General features: G+C 64.0%; 12 protein-coding genes. 4 read left to right on the plus strand and 8 right to left on the minus strand.

Features of this window, described 5'->3' with window-relative positions; genetic code table 11:
* The first annotated feature begins 78 nt into the window (after window positions 1-78).
* Window positions 79-1,227, plus strand: coding sequence for a galactonate dehydratase (gene dgoD / locus NOV72_RS11600; RefSeq protein WP_106854726.1), 1,149 nt, complete (start codon window positions 79-81; stop codon window positions 1,225-1,227).
* A gap of 5 nt (window positions 1,228-1,232) precedes the next feature.
* Here the strand turns inward: dgoD and pabB are convergent, their stop codons facing one another.
* The 4 genes from pabB to grpE all read right to left on the minus strand — a co-directional run bounded on the left by pabB (window position 1,233) and on the right by grpE (window position 7,164).
* Window positions 1,233-3,020: an aminodeoxychorismate synthase component I gene (pabB, locus tag NOV72_RS11605; RefSeq protein WP_106854867.1), complete on the minus strand. Its 1,788-nt coding sequence runs from the start codon at window positions 3,018-3,020 to the stop codon at window positions 1,233-1,235.
* Window positions 3,021-3,057: 37 nt separating this feature from the next.
* Window positions 3,058-4,194, minus strand: coding sequence for a molecular chaperone DnaJ (gene dnaJ, locus NOV72_RS11610; protein WP_106854727.1), 1,137 nt, complete (start codon window positions 4,192-4,194; stop codon window positions 3,058-3,060).
* Between the two features lie 210 nt (window positions 4,195-4,404).
* Entirely contained in the window at window positions 4,405-6,360 is a 1,956-nt protein-coding gene (dnaK, locus tag NOV72_RS11615; RefSeq protein ID WP_106854728.1) for a molecular chaperone DnaK, read from the minus strand.
* Window positions 6,361-6,573: 213 nt separating this feature from the next.
* Window positions 6,574-7,164, minus strand: coding sequence for a nucleotide exchange factor GrpE (gene grpE, locus NOV72_RS11620; protein ID WP_106854729.1), 591 nt, complete (start codon window positions 7,162-7,164; stop codon window positions 6,574-6,576).
* A gap of 360 nt (window positions 7,165-7,524) precedes the next feature.
* Here grpE and NOV72_RS32265 point away from each other — a divergent pair, with 360 nt between their 5' ends.
* Window positions 7,525-7,686 (plus strand): hypothetical protein, encoded by a 162-nt coding sequence (locus NOV72_RS32265; RefSeq protein WP_181291003.1) that lies wholly within the window; start codon window positions 7,525-7,527, stop codon window positions 7,684-7,686.
* On the opposite strand, the gene NOV72_RS11625 is transcribed toward NOV72_RS32265, so the two are convergent.
* The 3 genes from NOV72_RS11625 to hrcA form a co-directional block, all read right to left on the minus strand.
* Entirely contained in the window at window positions 7,658-8,065 is a 408-nt protein-coding gene (locus NOV72_RS11625) for an RNA-binding S4 domain-containing protein (RefSeq protein ID WP_106854730.1), read from the minus strand. The two genes, NOV72_RS32265 and NOV72_RS11625, sit on opposite strands and share 29 nt — an antisense overlap.
* A 25-nt stretch (window positions 8,066-8,090) precedes the next feature.
* A complete protein-coding gene (gene hemH, locus NOV72_RS11630; protein WP_106854731.1) occupies window positions 8,091-9,158 on the minus strand; it encodes a ferrochelatase in 1,068 nt (355 codons plus the stop codon).
* A 109-nt stretch (window positions 9,159-9,267) separates the two neighbouring features.
* Entirely contained in the window at window positions 9,268-10,284 is a 1,017-nt protein-coding gene (hrcA, locus tag NOV72_RS11635; protein ID WP_106854732.1) for a heat-inducible transcriptional repressor HrcA, read from the minus strand.
* A gap of 185 nt (window positions 10,285-10,469) precedes the next feature.
* On the opposite strand from hrcA, the gene NOV72_RS11640 reads away from it, so the two are divergent.
* Together NOV72_RS11640 and recN are read left to right on the plus strand one after the other, a co-directional pair.
* Complete coding sequence (locus NOV72_RS11640) at window positions 10,470-11,366, plus strand: NAD kinase (protein ID WP_106854733.1); 897 nt, start codon at window positions 10,470-10,472, stop codon at window positions 11,364-11,366.
* A gap of 34 nt (window positions 11,367-11,400) precedes the next feature.
* The gene (recN, locus tag NOV72_RS11645; protein ID WP_106854734.1) at window positions 11,401-13,053 is read left to right on the plus strand and encodes a DNA repair protein RecN; all 1,653 of its coding nucleotides are present in this window, start codon (window positions 11,401-11,403) and stop codon (window positions 13,051-13,053) included.
* A gap of 8 nt (window positions 13,054-13,061) precedes the next feature.
* Here the strand turns inward: recN and glnE are convergent, their stop codons facing one another.
* Window positions 13,062-15,854: a bifunctional [glutamate--ammonia ligase]-adenylyl-L-tyrosine phosphorylase/[glutamate--ammonia-ligase] adenylyltransferase gene (gene glnE / locus NOV72_RS11650; RefSeq protein ID WP_106854735.1), complete on the minus strand. Its 2,793-nt coding sequence runs from the start codon at window positions 15,852-15,854 to the stop codon at window positions 13,062-13,064.
* Window positions 15,855-15,873: the final 19 nt, after the last annotated feature.

Below are 15,873 nucleotides of genomic sequence, written 5' to 3' on the forward strand. Positions count from 1 at the left end.
GGCGCTCCAAGAATAATACTATTAATATGCCTAAGCGACGCCTTTTGCTAATATGTGAATCCGTTCAGGAGACGCTCAATGAAAATCACGAAACTCGAGACCTTCATCGTTCCGCCGCGCTGGTGCTTCCTCAAGATCGAAACGGACGAAGGCATCACCGGCTGGGGTGAGCCGGTCGTCGAAGGCCGCGCGCATACGGTCGCCGCCGCCGTCGATGAACTCGCCGACTATCTCGTCGGCAAAGACCCGCGCCATATCGAAGACCTGTGGCAGGTGATGTATCGCGCCGGGTTCTATCGCGGCGGACCTATCGGCATGAGCGCGATCGCGGGTGTCGATCAGGCGCTGTGGGACATTCTCGGCAAGCACCACGGCGTGCCGGTGCACGCGCTGCTCGGCGGTCAGGTGCGCGACAAGATCAAGGTGTATTCGTGGATCGGCGGCGACCGTCCGAGCGATGTCGCGAACAACGCGCGCGCCGTGGTCGAGCGCGGCTTCAAGGCCGTGAAGATGAACGGCTCGGAAGAGTTGCAGATCATCGATACCTTCGACAAGGTGCAAGGCGTCATCGACAACGTGCGCGCCGTGCGCGAGGCGGTGGGCCCGAACGTGGGCATCGGCGTCGATTTTCATGGACGCGTGCACAAGCCGATGGCGAAAGTGCTCGCGAAGGAACTCGATCCGTTCAAGCTCATGTTCATCGAAGAGCCGGTGCTCTCGGAGAACGTCGAGGCGCTGCGCGATATCGTCAACCAGACGAGCACGCCGATCGCGCTCGGCGAACGGCTCTACTCGCGCTGGGACTTCAAGCACATTCTGGCGGGCGGCTACGTGGACATCATTCAACCGGATGCGTCGCACGCAGGCGGCCTGACCGAATGCCGCAAGATCGCGACGATGGCCGAAGCCTACGATGTCGCGCTCGCGCTGCATTGTCCGCTCGGTCCGATCGCGCTCGCCACATGTCTGCAGATCGACGCCGTGAGCTACAACGCGTTCATTCAGGAGCAGAGTCTCGGCATCCACTACAACCGGGGCAACGACCTGCTCGATTACATCAAGAATCCGGAAGTCTTCAAGTATGAAGACGGCATGGTCTCGATCCCGCAGGGACCGGGATTAGGGATCGAGGTGAACGAAGAGAAAGTGCGCGAAATGGCGAAGGTCGGGCACCGCTGGCGCAATCCGGTGTGGCGTCACGCGGATGGCAGCGTCGCGGAGTGGTGATGCGTTCAGCGCCGAAGTCTTGCTTTGACGCCGCCGCGTAATGCGTTGCTGACGAGCAGGTCTTCGGCGTTCTGCAAGTCGTCCGGCGTCAGTGTGCGTTCTGCGGCGCCGAGTTCCTGCATCAACACGGCGCGCATCACGCCCGGCAGCACGCCGGCATCGATGGGCGGCGTGAACCACGTGCCGCCGAGCTTCACGAAGACGCTCGTACGGCCGCCTTCGGTCACTTCGCCGCGCTCGTTGACGAAGAGCATGTCGAACGCGCCTTCGGCCTCGGCGGCTTTCCACGCGCGGTCGTAGTCGGCGCGGCGCGTCGTCTTGTGACGCAGCAGCGGATCGCTCGATGACTGCGGCGCGAACCCGCGATCCGACGCGAGCAACACCTCCACGCTCTCCGATGCCAGCGGCGCAAGCGGCGCGCTCGTCAGCGCGATGCGCCCGCTCTTGTTGAGCGCGATGCGCATGCGATACGGCTTGTCCGCATCGAATTGCGCGCAATGCTTTTCGACCTGAGCCGAGAGCGCGCGCTCGTCGAAGGCAAAGTCGAGATACGCGGCGCTCGCCTTCAATCGGGCGACGTGCCGCTCGAAGTGACGCACGCCGCCATCGCGCGTCGAATAAACCGTCTCGAACAGTTCGAAGCCCGGATCCGCACCGGTCAGAAAGCGCGCTTTCAACAGGCACTCCTCGTATTCGTCGGCGGCGACGCTGTCGAGCACGATGCCTGCGCCGATGCCGAGCACGCCACGCTTGCCCGCGGCATCGACGACGATCGTGCGGATCGCCACCGACATGCAGAAGTCGCCGCTCGCATCCAGCCAGCCGATCGCGCCGGTATAGAGGCCGCGCGGCGTGCTCTCGATTTCATCGATCAGTTGCATGGTCCGATATTTCGGCGCGCCGGTGATCGAGCCGCACGGAAAGAGCGCGCGCACGATGCAGGCGAACGACGTGCCGGGAATCACGCGCGCTTCGATCGTCGATGTCATCTGCCACACCGACGCGTACGCCTCGACCGAAAACAGCACGGGCACATGCACCGAACCCGTGACCGCCACGCGCGACATGTCGTTGCGCAGCAAGTCGACGATCATCACGTTTTCGGCGCGATTCTTCGGATCGTGGCGCAGCGCCTCGGGATCGGCGTCGCGCGGCGCGGTGCCTTTCATCGGCCGGGCGCGCAGCAGTTCGCCGTGCTTCTCGGCGAACAATTCCGGCGAGCACGATACGACCGACCTGCCGTCCGGCAACGCGATCAACGCGCCGTAATGCACGGCCTGCCGCTCGCGCAAGCGCCGATACAACGCGAGCGGCGCGCCGAATACGTCGAAGTTCAGCCGGAACGTGTAGTTGATCTGATACGACTCGCCTTCGCGCAACGCGTGCTGCACGGCGGCGATCGACGCATCGAACTCGTCGCGCGTCACGCTCGATTCGATGCCCGCGACGCCTGCGGTCGTGTCGTCGCTTTCGGCGGCGAGCCATGCGTCGGCTTCATCGCGCGAAAGACGCGCGCACTCGCGGAACATGAGCACGCGCAGCGCATGATCGTCGCCGCGTCCGATGCTGCCGAACTGCAGATTGCGTCCGAACTCGTAGTCCGCGACGACGACCGCATGAAGACCGCTTTGCAGATCGCGCTCGATGTCGCCGCAGACCGCATCGAGCTCACGCGCATCCACACAAACGCGTTCGTGCGCGAAGTCCGTGTACAAACGACTCGACCGCCTTTCGGCGGTCGAGTCGCAATCGTCGAGCAGCGCAAACACCGCGCTGCGCTCTTCGGTTTTCATCGTCATGCTCGCACGACGTGCGACCCTTTCAACCGCATCAGTCGAAGAAGCTCTTCACGCGGTCGAACCAGCTCTTGCTTTGCGGACTATGCCGCGCGCCGCCCTGCTCCAGCGACTTCTCGAACTGCTTCAGCAGATCGCGCTGCTGTTCCGTGAGCTTGATGGGCGTTTCCACCTGCACATGCACGTAGAGATCGCCGGCGATACTCGAACGCAAGCCCTTGATGCCCTTGCCGCGCAGACGGAACGTCTTGCCGGACTGCGTGCCTTCCGGCACCGTGAAGCTCGCGCGGCCCGCAAGCGTGGGCACTTCGATCTCGCCGCCCAACGCCGCCGTGGTGAAAGGAATGGGCATCTGGCAATGCAGGTCGTCGCCGTCGCGCTCGAACACCGTGTGCTGCTTGATGTGGATTTCCACGTACAAGTCGCCGTTCGGGCCGCCGTTGATGCCCGGCTCGCCGTTGCCCGCCGAGCGGATGCGCATGCCGTCGTCGATGCCCGCCGGAATCTTCACTTCCAGCGTCTTCGTTTCCTTCACCTTGCCCGCGCCGTGGCAGGTCGCGCACGGATCGGGAATGTAGCTGCCGCTGCCGTGACACTTCGGGCACGTCTGCTGGATGCTGAAAAAGCCCTGCGACATGCGCACCTGGCCCTGGCCGTGACAGGTCGGGCAAGTTTCCGGCTTCGTGCCCGGCTTCGCGCCCGAGCCGTGACAGATGTTGCAGTTCACCCAGCTCGGCACGCGAATCTGCGTGTCGTAGCCGTGCGCCGCCTGCTCTAGCGTGATTTCCATGCTGTAGCGCAAGTCGGCTCCGCGATACACCTGCGGGCCGCCACGGCCGCCGCGCGCCGCACCGCCCGCCGCCTGTCCGAAGATGTCGCCGAAGATATCGCCGAAGGCATCGGCGAAACCGCCGAAACCTTGCGCGCCCGCGCCCGCCATGTTCGGATCGACGCCCGCGTGGCCGTACTGATCGTACGCGGCCCGCTTCTGCTGGTCGGAGAGCATTTCGTAGGCTTCCTTCGCCTCCTTGAAATTCTCTTCCGCCTTCTTGTTGTCCGGATTGCGGTCAGGGTGATACTTCATCGCGAGCTTGCGATACGCCTTCTTGATCTCGTCGTCGCTCGCGTTTTTCGCGACGCCCAGAACGTCGTAGTAATCCCGTTTCGCCATGTCGGTTCGATGCCGCCGCGCGTCACGCGACGGTTCCTGTCAGATCTGCGTTACCACTGACGCCCCGCCGAAACGAAGCGCCTCTAAAAACAACGTGCCCGGAGAGCTAGACAGCTCGCCAGGCGCGTTCCACGAAAGACGCCCAACGCGTCCCGATCATTCCACCGGTAAAGGCGCCCGGCCGTTTCCGGGCGCGCGCCTTCAGTCGGCTTAGTCCTTCTTCACTTCCTTGAAGTCGGCGTCGACGACATCGTCGTGCTGCTGGCTCGCGCCCGCTTCCGCCGAAGCGCCCGCGCCCGCGGCACCGGCAGCCGCGCTCGCCGCGCCTTGCTGAGCCTGCATGTCGGCGTACATCTTTTCGCCGAGTTTCTGCGAAGCCTGCGCCAGCGCCTCGACCTTCGCTTCGATCGTGGCCTTGTCGCTCGTGCTGCTCTTCAGCGCGTCTTCGAGGTCCTTCAGCGCCGCTTCGATCTTTTCCTTCTCCGAAGCGTCGACCTTGTCGCCGTACTCGGCGACGGCCTTCTTCGTGCTGTGGACCAGCGCGTCGCCCTGGTTGCGGGCATCCGCGAGTTCACGCAGCTTGTGATCTTCTTCGGCGTTGGCTTCGGCGTCCTTCACCATCTTGTCGATTTCCGCGTCGGTCAGACCCGAGTTCGCCTTGATGGTGATCTTGTTTTCCTTGCCCGTCGCCTTGTCCTTCGCGCCGACGTGCAGAATGCCGTTTGCGTCGATGTCGAAGGTCACTTCGATCTGCGGCGTGCCGCGCGGTGCGGGCGGAATGCCTTCGAGGTTGAACTCGCCGAGCAGCTTGTTGCCCACGGCCATTTCGCGCTCGCCCTGGAACACCTTGATCGTCACGGCGCCCTGGTTGTCGTCGGCCGTCGAATACACTTGCGCGTGCTTCGTCGGGATCGTGGTGTTCTTGTTGATCATCTTCGTCATCACGCCGCCGAGCGTCTCGATGCCGAGCGACAGAGGCGTCACGTCGAGCAGCAGAACGTCCTTGCGGTCGCCCGACAGAACCTGACCTTGAATCGCGGCGCCCACGGCCACGGCTTCGTCCGGGTTCACGTCACGGCGCGGGTCCTTTCCAAAGAACTCCTTCACCTTTTCCTGCACCTTCGGCATACGCGTCATGCCGCCGACGAGAATCACGTCGTCGATGTCGCCGACCTTCACGCCCGCATCCTTGATCGCGATGCGGCACGGTTCGATCGTGCGCTCGATCAGCTCTTCGACGAGCGCTTCGAGCTTCGCGCGGGTGAACTTGAGGTTCAAGTGCTTCGGACCCGACGCGTCGGCCGTGATGTACGGCAGGTTGATGTCGGTTTGCGCCGTCGACGACAGTTCGATCTTCGCCTTTTCAGCGGCTTCCTTCAGGCGTTGCAGCGCGAGCACGTCCTTGCTCAGATCGACGCCCTGCTCCTTCTTGAACTCGCCGATGATGTAGTCGATGATGCGCTGGTCGAAGTCTTCACCGCCGAGGAACGTGTCGCCGTTCGTCGACAGCACTTCGAACTGCATTTCGCCGTCCACGTCCGCGATTTCGATGATCGAGATGTCGAACGTGCCGCCGCCCAGGTCGAACACCGCGATCTTGCGGTCGCCCTTTTCGGCCTTGTCCAGACCGAACGCGAGCGCGGCCGCGGTCGGCTCGTTGATGATGCGCTTCACTTCCAGACCGGCGATGCGGCCCGCGTCCTTCGTTGCCTGACGCTGGCTGTCGTTGAAGTACGCCGGCACCGTGATCACGGCTTCCGTGACCGGCTCGCCGAGGTAGTCCTCGGCAGTCTTCTTCATCTTGCGCAGCACTTCGGCCGAAACCTGCGACGGCGCGAGATTCTTGCCGTGCGCTTCGACCCATGCGTCGCCGTTGTCGTGCTTGACGATCTTGTAGGGCATCAGGTTGATGTCCTTCTGCACTTCCTTCTCTTCGAAGCGGCGGCCGATCAGGCGCTTGACCGCGTAAAGCGTGTTGCGCGGATTGGTGACCGACTGGCGCTTGGCAGGCGCGCCGACGAGAATCTCGTTGTCATCCATGTAAGCGATGATCGACGGCGTGGTGCGCGCGCCTTCCGAGTTCTCGATGACCTTGACCTGGTTGCCTTCCATCAGCGCCACGCACGAGTTCGTGGTGCCGAGGTCGATGCCGATGATTCTGCCCATTTTTTATACTCTCCTAGCTTTGATCGCAATGGCGTTGCGGCGGCGGTGTGTCGTGCCTGACGCCGGCTTTTGCCGATTTACCGGGCCGAACGCCCAAAATTCATACCTGTACGCAAGATAAGAGCGCCAGTTTCGATTTCAAGACCCTTGAAACAATGCGGTCTATAACTTTTTTTGTGCGAGCCGATCTTTTACAGGCCCACGCCGGATGAGTTACTTCGGCGCGGCGACGGTCACGAGCGCCGGACGCAGCACGCGATCGGCGATGACATAGCCTTTCTGCAGCACCGTGACGACGGTGTTCGGATCCTGTTCGGCCGGGACCATCGAAATGGCCTGATGGCGATGCGGATCGAATTTTTCACCGACAGGATTCAGCGCGATGACGCGGCCCTTCTCCAAAGCGCCAGTCAACTGACGCAGCGTCAGCTCGACGCCCTCGCGAACCTTGGCCAGATCCGACGACTGGTCGGCAAGCGCGGCTTCGAGACTGTCGAGTACGGGCAGCAGATTTTCCGCGAAATTTTCGATGGCGAATTTATGCGCCTTCGCGACATCTTCCTGGCTGCGGCGGCGGACGTTTTCCGTCTCGGCCTTGGCGCGCAGGAACTCTTCCTTGAGCGCTGCGATGGTGGCCTGCGCTTCGGCCAGCGCGGCTTCGGCCTCGTTCGGCGCGGGTTGCGGGGCGGCTGCCGCGTCTGCCGGCGCGGCCTGCGCCGTACTCGTCGTGTCTGCGGCCTGGCGCGCGTTTTCGTCGGCGGGCGTCGGGTTCTGGCTCGCTGAATTTTCTTGCGTGTTTTCCATGTCGCTCAATGTGTATTGCTGTTGAGTTGAATCGGCTGCGATAACCGGCGTGAGTTGTCCGGGCCGTTTTTCGCACTAGCGCCGGAAATTGGGGCGTCGAAGGCATTTTCAAGCCTCCGGCGCGGATTTTTCGGACTAATTTAAGCACGACGATGACGCCGAAATGGCCGGCATTGGACACTTCGCCGCGGCGCGCAATTTTGAGATTGAGGGAAAGCCCTGACTCGCCTACACTTCAATCAAGCACCGCAGGACGCACGTATACCCTAATCCTACGAAATGCTTCAAACCGCTTTCAGCCCTTGCCCGTTTCCTGAACCGGCCGCTTTCTGACCGGGCAACCCGTTTTCCGGGGGTACCATGAAACTGACCTTTGCTATCGCGGTGGTCGCCCTGGTACTCGTCGCGGGAACGACCACCATCTGCATGTCCGGCGTCGTGACGGACCGTAACACCGAGTACGGCGGCGTTCACGCGACCATCGAAAGTTACTTCAATCCGAACGAGAAAATTTGTCGATAGTGCGACGGTCGCGCTTCGTCGGTCTGCCCTGCAAGCCGGCCGCGGGTTCGCGGAACGTCTTGCGGCGTTCCGATTCGGCCACGCGTTTCGTCCGGCCTTCGTCGGTTTCGGCGTAGAGCGTCTGCGCGACGGTCGCCGGGCCGCGCACGTCGCATAGCCCGCGCACTTCGACTTGCCAGACGAGCCGCTCGATATCGATTTCGACGATATCGCCGACGCGCACGTCCTTCGACGGCTTCACGTTCGCCCCGCCGATCTTCACGCGCCCCTTCTCGACCGCATCCGTCGCGAGTGAACGGGTCTTGAAGAAACGCGCCGCCCAAAGCCACTTATCGATGCGCAAACGCGCGTCGGGTTCCGTCGAAATCGTGTAGTTCATGGGTGAATGCTAAAAAATGCCGCGCTCAGGCGACCGCGGAAAGCGGCTGCACGGACTGCACGGGCCAGCCTTGCAGATGCTGCGCGGCGATTTCGCCGAGCCCCTTGATCCACGCGGGCGCCGAGTTCAGGCAGGGAATGCGGTGAAAATGCCTGCCGCCCGCCTTCAGAAATTCGTCGCGCACCTCGATGCCGATTTCCTCGATCGTCTCCAGGCAATCCGCCGTGAAGCCGGGACAGAACACGTCCACGCGCGCGACGCCGCCCGCGCCGAGTTCCGCGACCGTCGGCGCGGTGTACGGCTGAAGCCACTCCGCGCGGCCGAAGCGCGACTGGAACGTCACGCGGCATTCCACCGGCGTGAGGCCGAGCGCCGACGCAAGCAGCGAGCCGGTCAACTGGCACTGGTCGTGATACGGATCGCCGAGGTCCATCGTGCGCTTCGGCACGCCGTGGAAGCTCAGGACGAGTTTGTCGCCCGCGGCGAAATCCGGCTGACCGTGATGCCGCCAATAGTCGCGCACCTGTTCCGCCAGCGCGGCGATATACGCCGGATGATCCGCGTAATGGCGGATCGTGCGGATCTCCGGCTGATTGCGCACGCGTTTCAAAGCGGCGAAGGCAGCGTCGAACGCGGTGGCTGTCGTGGACGACGAATACTGTGGATACATCGGCAACAGAAGAATGCGATCAGCGCCTTCGAGCTTCAGTTGATTCAGCATCGCGCCGATGCCGGGCGAACCGTAGCGCATCGCATAGTCGACGATCACGTGATAGTCGTTCGCGGCGAACAGCCGCCGCAAACCCTCGACCTGCTTTTCCGTATGCACGCGCAGCGGCGAGCCTTCGGGCATCCACACTTGCGCGTATTTCTTCGCCGACGCGCGCCCGCGGAACGGCAGGATCAGCGCGCGCAGAATGACTTGCCACACGAGCAACGGAATTTCGACGACGCGCGGATCGGACAGGAATTGCGCCAGATACTTGCGCACCGCTCGCGGCGTGGGCGCGTCCGGCGTGCCGAGATTGATCAGCAGCACCGCGACGCGATGCGAAGCGCTGGGCTGCGAAGGCAACTCGAGGTCGAAACGCATAGGGCAAGCGGCGCGTAAAAGGTGAAGCCCATTATAGCGGCGGGTTCGAACGCGCATCATTGGCCGAACGGCCTAGTGGCGCGGCCTTGCGTGCCGCGCCAAGATGGCGTCATTGATGACTGAGCGACATCGAGAGCAGGCGCGCGGTGATGTCGACGATCGGGATCACACGGTTGTACGCCATGCGCGTCGGGCCGATCACGCCGAGCGTGCCGACGATCTTCCCGTTGACCTCGTACGGCGCCGTCACGACGCTCATTTCCTCGATCGGCACGAGATTCGACTCGCCGCCGATAAATATTTGCACGCCTTGCGCGTGGCTCGACACATCCAGCAATTGCAGGAGGCTCGTCTTTTGATCGAACAAATCGAACAGCTTGCGCAGCCGCGCCATGTCGGACGAGAGATCCGCCACTTCGAGCAGGTTGCGCTCGCCGGAAATGAGCACGGTGTCCGTGGGGTCCGTCTCGGCGGTGCTCGCGACCACGGCCGCCTGCATGAGCGTGGTCATGTCGCCGCGCAACTGGTCGATTTCCTCGCGCAGCCGCCGGCGCACCTCGTCGAAGGACAGGCCCGCGAAATGCGCGTTGATGTAATTGGAGGCTTCGACGAGTTGAGATGGCGAGTAATCGCGCTGCGTGGCCATCATGCGGTTCTGGACGTCGCCCTCGGGCGTCACGATGATGAGCAAAATGCGCTTGTCCGAGAGCCGCATGAACTCGATCTGCTTGAACATGTGACTGCGGCGCGGCGTGAGCACGACGCCCGCGAACGAAGACAGATTGGAGAGCACGCTCGCCGCCGCCGCGACAATTTTTTGCGGCTCCTCGCCCTGCAGGCGGGTCTTGACCGCGGTGGTCATGGCCTCGTCTTCCGGTGCTTCTACAGTCAGCATCGTGTCGACGAAGAGCCGGTAGCCGCGCGGCGTGGGAATCCGTCCCGCCGATGTATGCGGGCTCGCGACGAGGCCGAGCTCCTCGAGATCCGACATCACGTTGCGGATCGTCGCGGGGCTCAGTTCGAGACCGGAATGGCGTGATAACGTGCGCGAACCGACCGGCTGACCTTCGGCGATGTAGCGCTCGATCAACGTTTTAAGGAGGGTTTGTGCACGTGGGTCTAGCATGGGGAAATTTTAGCTCAACGAGTCGAAGGGCGGCGAGCCGCGCCGCGTGCGCTGCGTTCAACGTCCGCTCCATTCTAGCGAGAAACGACCGGCGTGCCGCGCGCGCTCGCGTGGTCACGTCGCAGCACGCTCGTCCGCCATCGCCCACGGTTCTTTTCGCCCTCTGACTATGGTGTAATGCCGGCATGGAAATTGGCCAATTCAAGACCGTCGCGCTCGTGGGGCGCACCAACACGCCAGGCATCGAGGCGCCGCTGAGATCGCTCGCCGGTCTTTTGGCGCAGCAAGGCTTCGAGGTCGTGTTCGAGGCGGGCACCGCGAAGGACGTCGGCGTGACGGAGTTTCCGGCGCTTTCCATTGCGGAGATGGGCGCGCGCGCGGACGTCGCGATCGTGCTCGGCGGCGACGGCACCATGCTCGGCATCGGCCGGCAACTCGCGCCGTACAAGACGCCGCTCATCGGCGTGAATCATGGGCGGCTCGGCTTCATCACGGACATTCCGCTCAAGGCGATGCAGGAGATCATCCCGCAGATGCTCGCCGGCCAGTTCGAGCGCGAGGAACGCAGCCTGCTCGAAGCGCGCATCATGCGCGACGACAAGCCGATCTATCACGCGCTGGCGTTCAACGACGTCGTGGTGAATCGCAGCGGCTTTTCCGGCATGGCGGAGCTGCGGGTGTCGGTGGACGGCCACTTCATGTACAACCAGCGCTCGGACGGCCTGATCGTCGCGACGCCTACCGGTTCGACCGCTTACGCGCTGTCGTCGGCGGGGCCGATCCTTCATCCGCAATTGCAGGGCTTCGTGCTCGTGCCCATTGCGCCGCATTCGCTGTCGAACCGTCCGATTGTGCTGGCCGACGATTCGAAGGTGACCATTCAGATCATCGGCGGGCGGGACGTCAACGTGAATTTCGACATGCAGTCGTTCACGGCCGTCGAACTGAACGACGCGATCGAAGTGCGGCGCTCGAAGCATACGGTGCCGGTGCTGCATCCGGTCGGCTACAGCACGTACGCGACCTTGCGCAAGAAACTGCACTGGAACGAGCATCCGTCGCAGGACGCCTCGTCGCTCTGAACCCACTCTCGTATTCCCCTTCCCCGAAGCGTCCATGCTCCGTCATCTTTCGATTCGAGATTTCGTCATCGTCGCCACGCTGGATATCGATTTCGATCCAGGTTTCACGGTCTTTTCGGGAGAAACCGGCGCGGGCAAGTCGATCCTGATCGATGCCCTCGCACTCACGCTCGGCGCCCGCGGCGACGCGAGCGTCGTGCGCGCGGGCCAGTCGCGCGCGGACATCACCGCGGAATTCGGCACGCATCCGCTCGTCGTGCAATGGCTGGACGAGCACGCGCTGTCGCAAGACGGCGACTCGGTGATGCTGCGCCGGGTGATCGATTCGGGCGGCCGCTCGCGCGCGTTCGTCAACGGCACGCCCGCGACGCTCGCGCAGCTTCGCGAAGTGGGCGAAATGCTCGTCGATATTCACGGACAGCACGCGCATCAGTTGCTGATGCGTCCCGACGCGCAACGCGAACTCTTCGACACGCACGCGCAGTTGCTCGACACCGCCGGCGCGGTGAATCGCGCTTGGCGCGCCATGCGTGACGCGCAGCAGGCCGTCGAGACCGCGCAAAACCGCGACCGCGAACTGCAACTGGAGCGCGAACGCCTCGCGTGGCAACTGAGCGAATTCGACAAACTCGCGCCGCAACCCGGCGAATGGGAAGAAGTGAGCGCGGAGCATCACCGGCTGTCGCATTCGGCGAGTCTCATCGACGGCGTGCAGGGCGCGCTCGGCGCACTCTCCGAATCCGACGAAGCCATGATCTCGCAGCTCGGCGCGATCATCTCGAAGGTGCGCGGCCTCGCCGATATCGATCCCGCGCTGAACGACGTGCTCGCGTCGCTCGAACCGGCGGAGATTCAGTTGCAGGAGGCGTCGTATTCGCTGTCGCACTACGCGCAACGGCTCGAACTCGATCCCGACCGGCTCGCGCAAGTCGAAAGGCGCATGGATCAACTGCATTCGACGGCGCGCAAGTTCCGCCTTCAACCTGAAACGCTGCCCGAGGAACACGACGCGCGCCGCCGCCAGCTCGCCGAACTCGACGCCGCCGCCGATCTCGGCGCGCTGAACGCCGCCGCCGAAAAGGCGAAAGACGAATTTCTCGCGCAGGCCAAAGTGCTGTCGAAGGCGCGCACGAAGGCCGCGAAGCATCTTTCGAAAGCGGTCACGGAAGGCATGCAGGAATTGTCGATGGCGGGCGGCAGCTTCGAAGTCGCGCTCGTGCCGCTCGCGGAAGGCGGCGCGAACGGGCTGGAGCAGATCGAGTTCCGCGTGGCCGGTCACGCGGGCGTCGCGTTGAGGCCGCTCGCGAAAGTCGCGTCGGGCGGCGAACTGGCGCGTATCAGCCTCGCGCTCGCCGTGATCGCGAGCACCGCGAGCCCGACGCCCACGCTCATCTTCGACGAAGTGGACACGGGCATCGGCGGCGGTGTCGCGGAAGTGGTCGGGCGCCTGTTGCATCAACTGGGCCGCGACCGTCAGGTGCTGTGCGTCACGCATTTGCCGCAGGTGGCCGCGCGCGGCGATCAGCATTTCCAGGTCGCGAAGTCTTCCGACGACGCCGGCGGCACCGTGAGCACGGTGACGCCGCTCGACAAGAGCAGGCGCATCGAGGAAGTGGCGCGCATGCTCGGTGGCCTCGAAATCACCGCGACCACGCGCAAGCACGCGAAGGAAATGCTGGCGGCCTGAACGCCGGCTCAGTCCGCCACGGAAAACACCCGGTCCCACAGCGCCGTCACCGCGTCGCGTTCGGCCTGAACCTCGGCCGGATCGACGCGCGCCTTCTCCATGCCGTCGAGCCGCAGCGTGTGCTGGAGCTTGCGGTAATGGCGGTACGCCGCGCCGATCACATCGGCTTGCTCTTCGGCGATCAATCCGCTTTGCGCAGCGATCTTGAGCAGCGTGATGTTGCCCGCATTGCGCAGAAACGCGCGATGCTCGCGCGTATGCAGCAGCACCCAGTACTGCACGATGAACTCGATATCGACCATGCCGCCGCGATCGTGCTTCAGGTCGAACAGGTCGCTGCGATTCGGATGCCCGTCGGCGACGCGCTGGCGCATCGACGCGATCTCGCGCGCCAGCGCGGCCGCGTCGCGCTCCATGACGAGCACGTCGGCGCGAATCTGCTCGAACTCCGCACCGATTTCGGCGTCGCCCGCACTGTAGCGCGCCCGCGAAAGCGCCTGATGCTCCCAGACCCACGCGGTGTTCGCCGCGTCGCCTTCGCGAATCTGATAGCGGCGAAACGAGGCGAGATCGGTCACGAGCAAGCCGGATTCGCCGTTCGGCCGCAGGCGCAAATCGACATCGAAGAGCGTGCCCGCGCCGGTCGCCGCCGTGAGCCACGTAATGAGACGGCGCGTGAACATCGCGTAGATGTCGGAGGCGGCGTCGTCGTCATCGTCGTAAAGGAAGATGAGATCGAGGTCCGACGCGTAGCCCAGTTCCTTGCCGCCCAGCTTCCCGTACGCGATGATCGAAAAGCGCGGCGTCTCGCGATGCCGCTTCGGGAACTGCTTCCACACGGTTCGCACGGTCACGTCGAGCACGGCGTCGGCAAGTTCGGAGAGACGGTCGCTCACGTGCTCGACGCTCAGATGGCCGGCGAGATCGATCAGCAGAATGCGGAACACTTCGGCCTGATGCGCGTGACGCAGCAGATCCATCTGATGTTCGACGTCCTCGGCGGCGTCGAGCCGCGCGATCAGCGAACGCTTGAACTCGGACCAGTCGAAGGGGCTGGCGATGGCTTCGTCGTCGAGCAATTCGTCGAGCAGTTGCGGATGGCGGATCAGATAGCCCGCCGCCCAGCGCGAACCCGACAGCACCGACAGCACGCGCTCCAGCGCCGCCGGATATTCCGTCAGCAGCGCGAGATAGGCGCCGCGCTTGCCGATGGCTTCGAGCAGATCGAAAAGACGCACGATGATGTCGCCGCGCTTGCCCGCATCGGCCGACTGCACGGCTTCGAGCGCCCGTTGCGCGACGATGTCGAAACGCTCGCGGCTCTGCGACGGCAAGCCGGCATAACGCGCCGAATTCCACACGCCCGTCAGACGCGAAAGCACCGGCGCCGGGTCCGCGAAGCCGAGTTCCGCGAGGCCCGCGAAGAGTTCTTCCTGCGCGGAGTCGTCGGCGAGCGCGCTGCTCCAGATCCACGACGCAGCCGATTCCTCCGATACGCCGCAGCCGCCCTGCCCGCTCACCTTGTCGGCGAAAATCGCGTCGAACTGCTGCTCGACCAGCTCGCGATGCGCGTCGAGCTTTTCCATCAGCGCGGCATAGTCCGCGAAGCCGAGCGACTTCGCGAGCAGCGCGCGTTCGTCGTCCGCCACGGGCATCGCGTGCGTCTGCGCGTCGTTGCGATATTGCAGCCGATGCTCCACCGTGCGCAGGAACAGATACGCGTCGGACAGCGCCTCGCACACGTTGGGCGCGAGCAGGCCGTTGGCGGCGGCGCGTTCGAGCACCGCGAGCGTCGGACGAATACGGAATTCCGCTGCCTGACCGCCGCGAATCAACTGAAATACCTGCGCGCTGAACTCGATTTCGCGGATGCCGCCGCGACCGAGCTTGATGTCGTCGGCCTTGTCGGGACGCATCGACGCGCGCCGCCGCGCTTCCTGCCGAATCTGCTGATGCAGCGAGCGGATCGCCGCGATCACGCCGTAGTCGAGATAGCGCCGGTAGATGAACGGCGTCGCGATCGCTTCGAGCTGCTTCGCGAGGCGCTTCGCAGAGTCGCTTTGCGTCTCCGAAACGAGCCGCCCCTTGATCCACGCGTAACGCTCCCACTCGCGGCCCTGCACGTAGAAATATTCTTCGAGCATGCCGAGGCTGCACACGAGCGGGCCGGAATCGCCGTTGGGCCGCAGCCGCATGTCGACGCGAAACACGTAGCCGTCCTGCGTGATTTCCGCGAGCGCGCCGATCAGACGTTTGCCGAGCCGTGTGAAGAATTCCTGCGTCGCGATTGCGGAGCGCGTGCCGCCCGAGGTTTCGCCATCCTCTTCATAGACGAAGATCAGATCGATATCCGACGATGCGTTCAACTCGCGACCGCCGAGCTTGCCCATGCCGACGACGCCGAGCGTCTGGCGCTCGCCGTCCGGTCCGCGCGGCTCGCCGAAGAGCGCTTCGAGATCCGCCGACAACACCGCGAGCGCGCGCTGCACGGTGACTTCGGCGAGATCGGTCATCGCGCCGGTGACTTCGGCGACGTCCGCCGCGCCGGCGAGATCACGCTCCATCGCCGTGCAGAACACTTCCGTTCGCAGGCGCCGCAGCGCGGCCTTGAGCGCGGCTTCGTCGAGCACGCCGCTTTCGGTGCACGGCGTGCAGTGCGCATCGAGTCGCGCTTCGATCCATTCGCGCGTGATGCGCGAGTTCGCCCACTGCGCGACATTCGACGCCAGTTCGGGCCGCGCCGCATACGCGCGCGCCGCATAGTTGGAATAGTCGGAACTGAGAAGAGTGGCGTCGGTCATGAAAGGTTGGGTTCGCTCA

This window comes from Caballeronia novacaledonica (assembly GCF_900258035.1).
Taxonomy (GTDB): domain Bacteria; phylum Pseudomonadota; class Gammaproteobacteria; order Burkholderiales; family Burkholderiaceae; genus Caballeronia; species Caballeronia novacaledonica.

What these genes read in the sequence shown, in the direction of transcription:
- dnaJ (WP_106854727.1), bottom strand. Translation starts at nt 4,194, where the DNA reads ATGGCGAAACGGGATTACTACGACGTTCTGGGCGTCGCGAAAAACGCG.
- recN (WP_106854734.1), top strand. Translation starts at nt 11,401, where the DNA reads ATGCTCCGTCATCTTTCGATTCGAGATTTCGTCATCGTCGCCACGCTG.
- dnaK (WP_106854728.1), bottom strand. Translation starts at nt 6,360, where the DNA reads ATGGGCAGAATCATCGGCATCGACCTCGGCACCACGAACTCGTGCGTG.
- grpE (WP_106854729.1), bottom strand. Translation starts at nt 7,164, where the DNA reads ATGGAAAACACGCAAGAAAATTCAGCGAGCCAGAACCCGACGCCCGCC.
- NOV72_RS11640 (WP_106854733.1), top strand. Translation starts at nt 10,470, where the DNA reads ATGGAAATTGGCCAATTCAAGACCGTCGCGCTCGTGGGGCGCACCAAC.
- pabB (WP_106854867.1), bottom strand. Translation starts at nt 3,020, where the DNA reads ATGAAAACCGAAGAGCGCAGCGCGGTGTTTGCGCTGCTCGACGATTGC.
- hemH (WP_106854731.1), bottom strand. Translation starts at nt 9,158, where the DNA reads ATGCGTTTCGACCTCGAGTTGCCTTCGCAGCCCAGCGCTTCGCATCGC.
- dgoD (WP_106854726.1), top strand. Translation starts at nt 79, where the DNA reads ATGAAAATCACGAAACTCGAGACCTTCATCGTTCCGCCGCGCTGGTGC.
- NOV72_RS32265 (WP_181291003.1), top strand. Translation starts at nt 7,525, where the DNA reads ATGAAACTGACCTTTGCTATCGCGGTGGTCGCCCTGGTACTCGTCGCG.
- hrcA (WP_106854732.1), bottom strand. Translation starts at nt 10,284, where the DNA reads ATGCTAGACCCACGTGCACAAACCCTCCTTAAAACGTTGATCGAGCGC.
- glnE (WP_106854735.1), bottom strand. Translation starts at nt 15,854, where the DNA reads ATGACCGACGCCACTCTTCTCAGTTCCGACTATTCCAACTATGCGGCG.
- NOV72_RS11625 (WP_106854730.1), bottom strand. Translation starts at nt 8,065, where the DNA reads ATGAACTACACGATTTCGACGGAACCCGACGCGCGTTTGCGCATCGAT.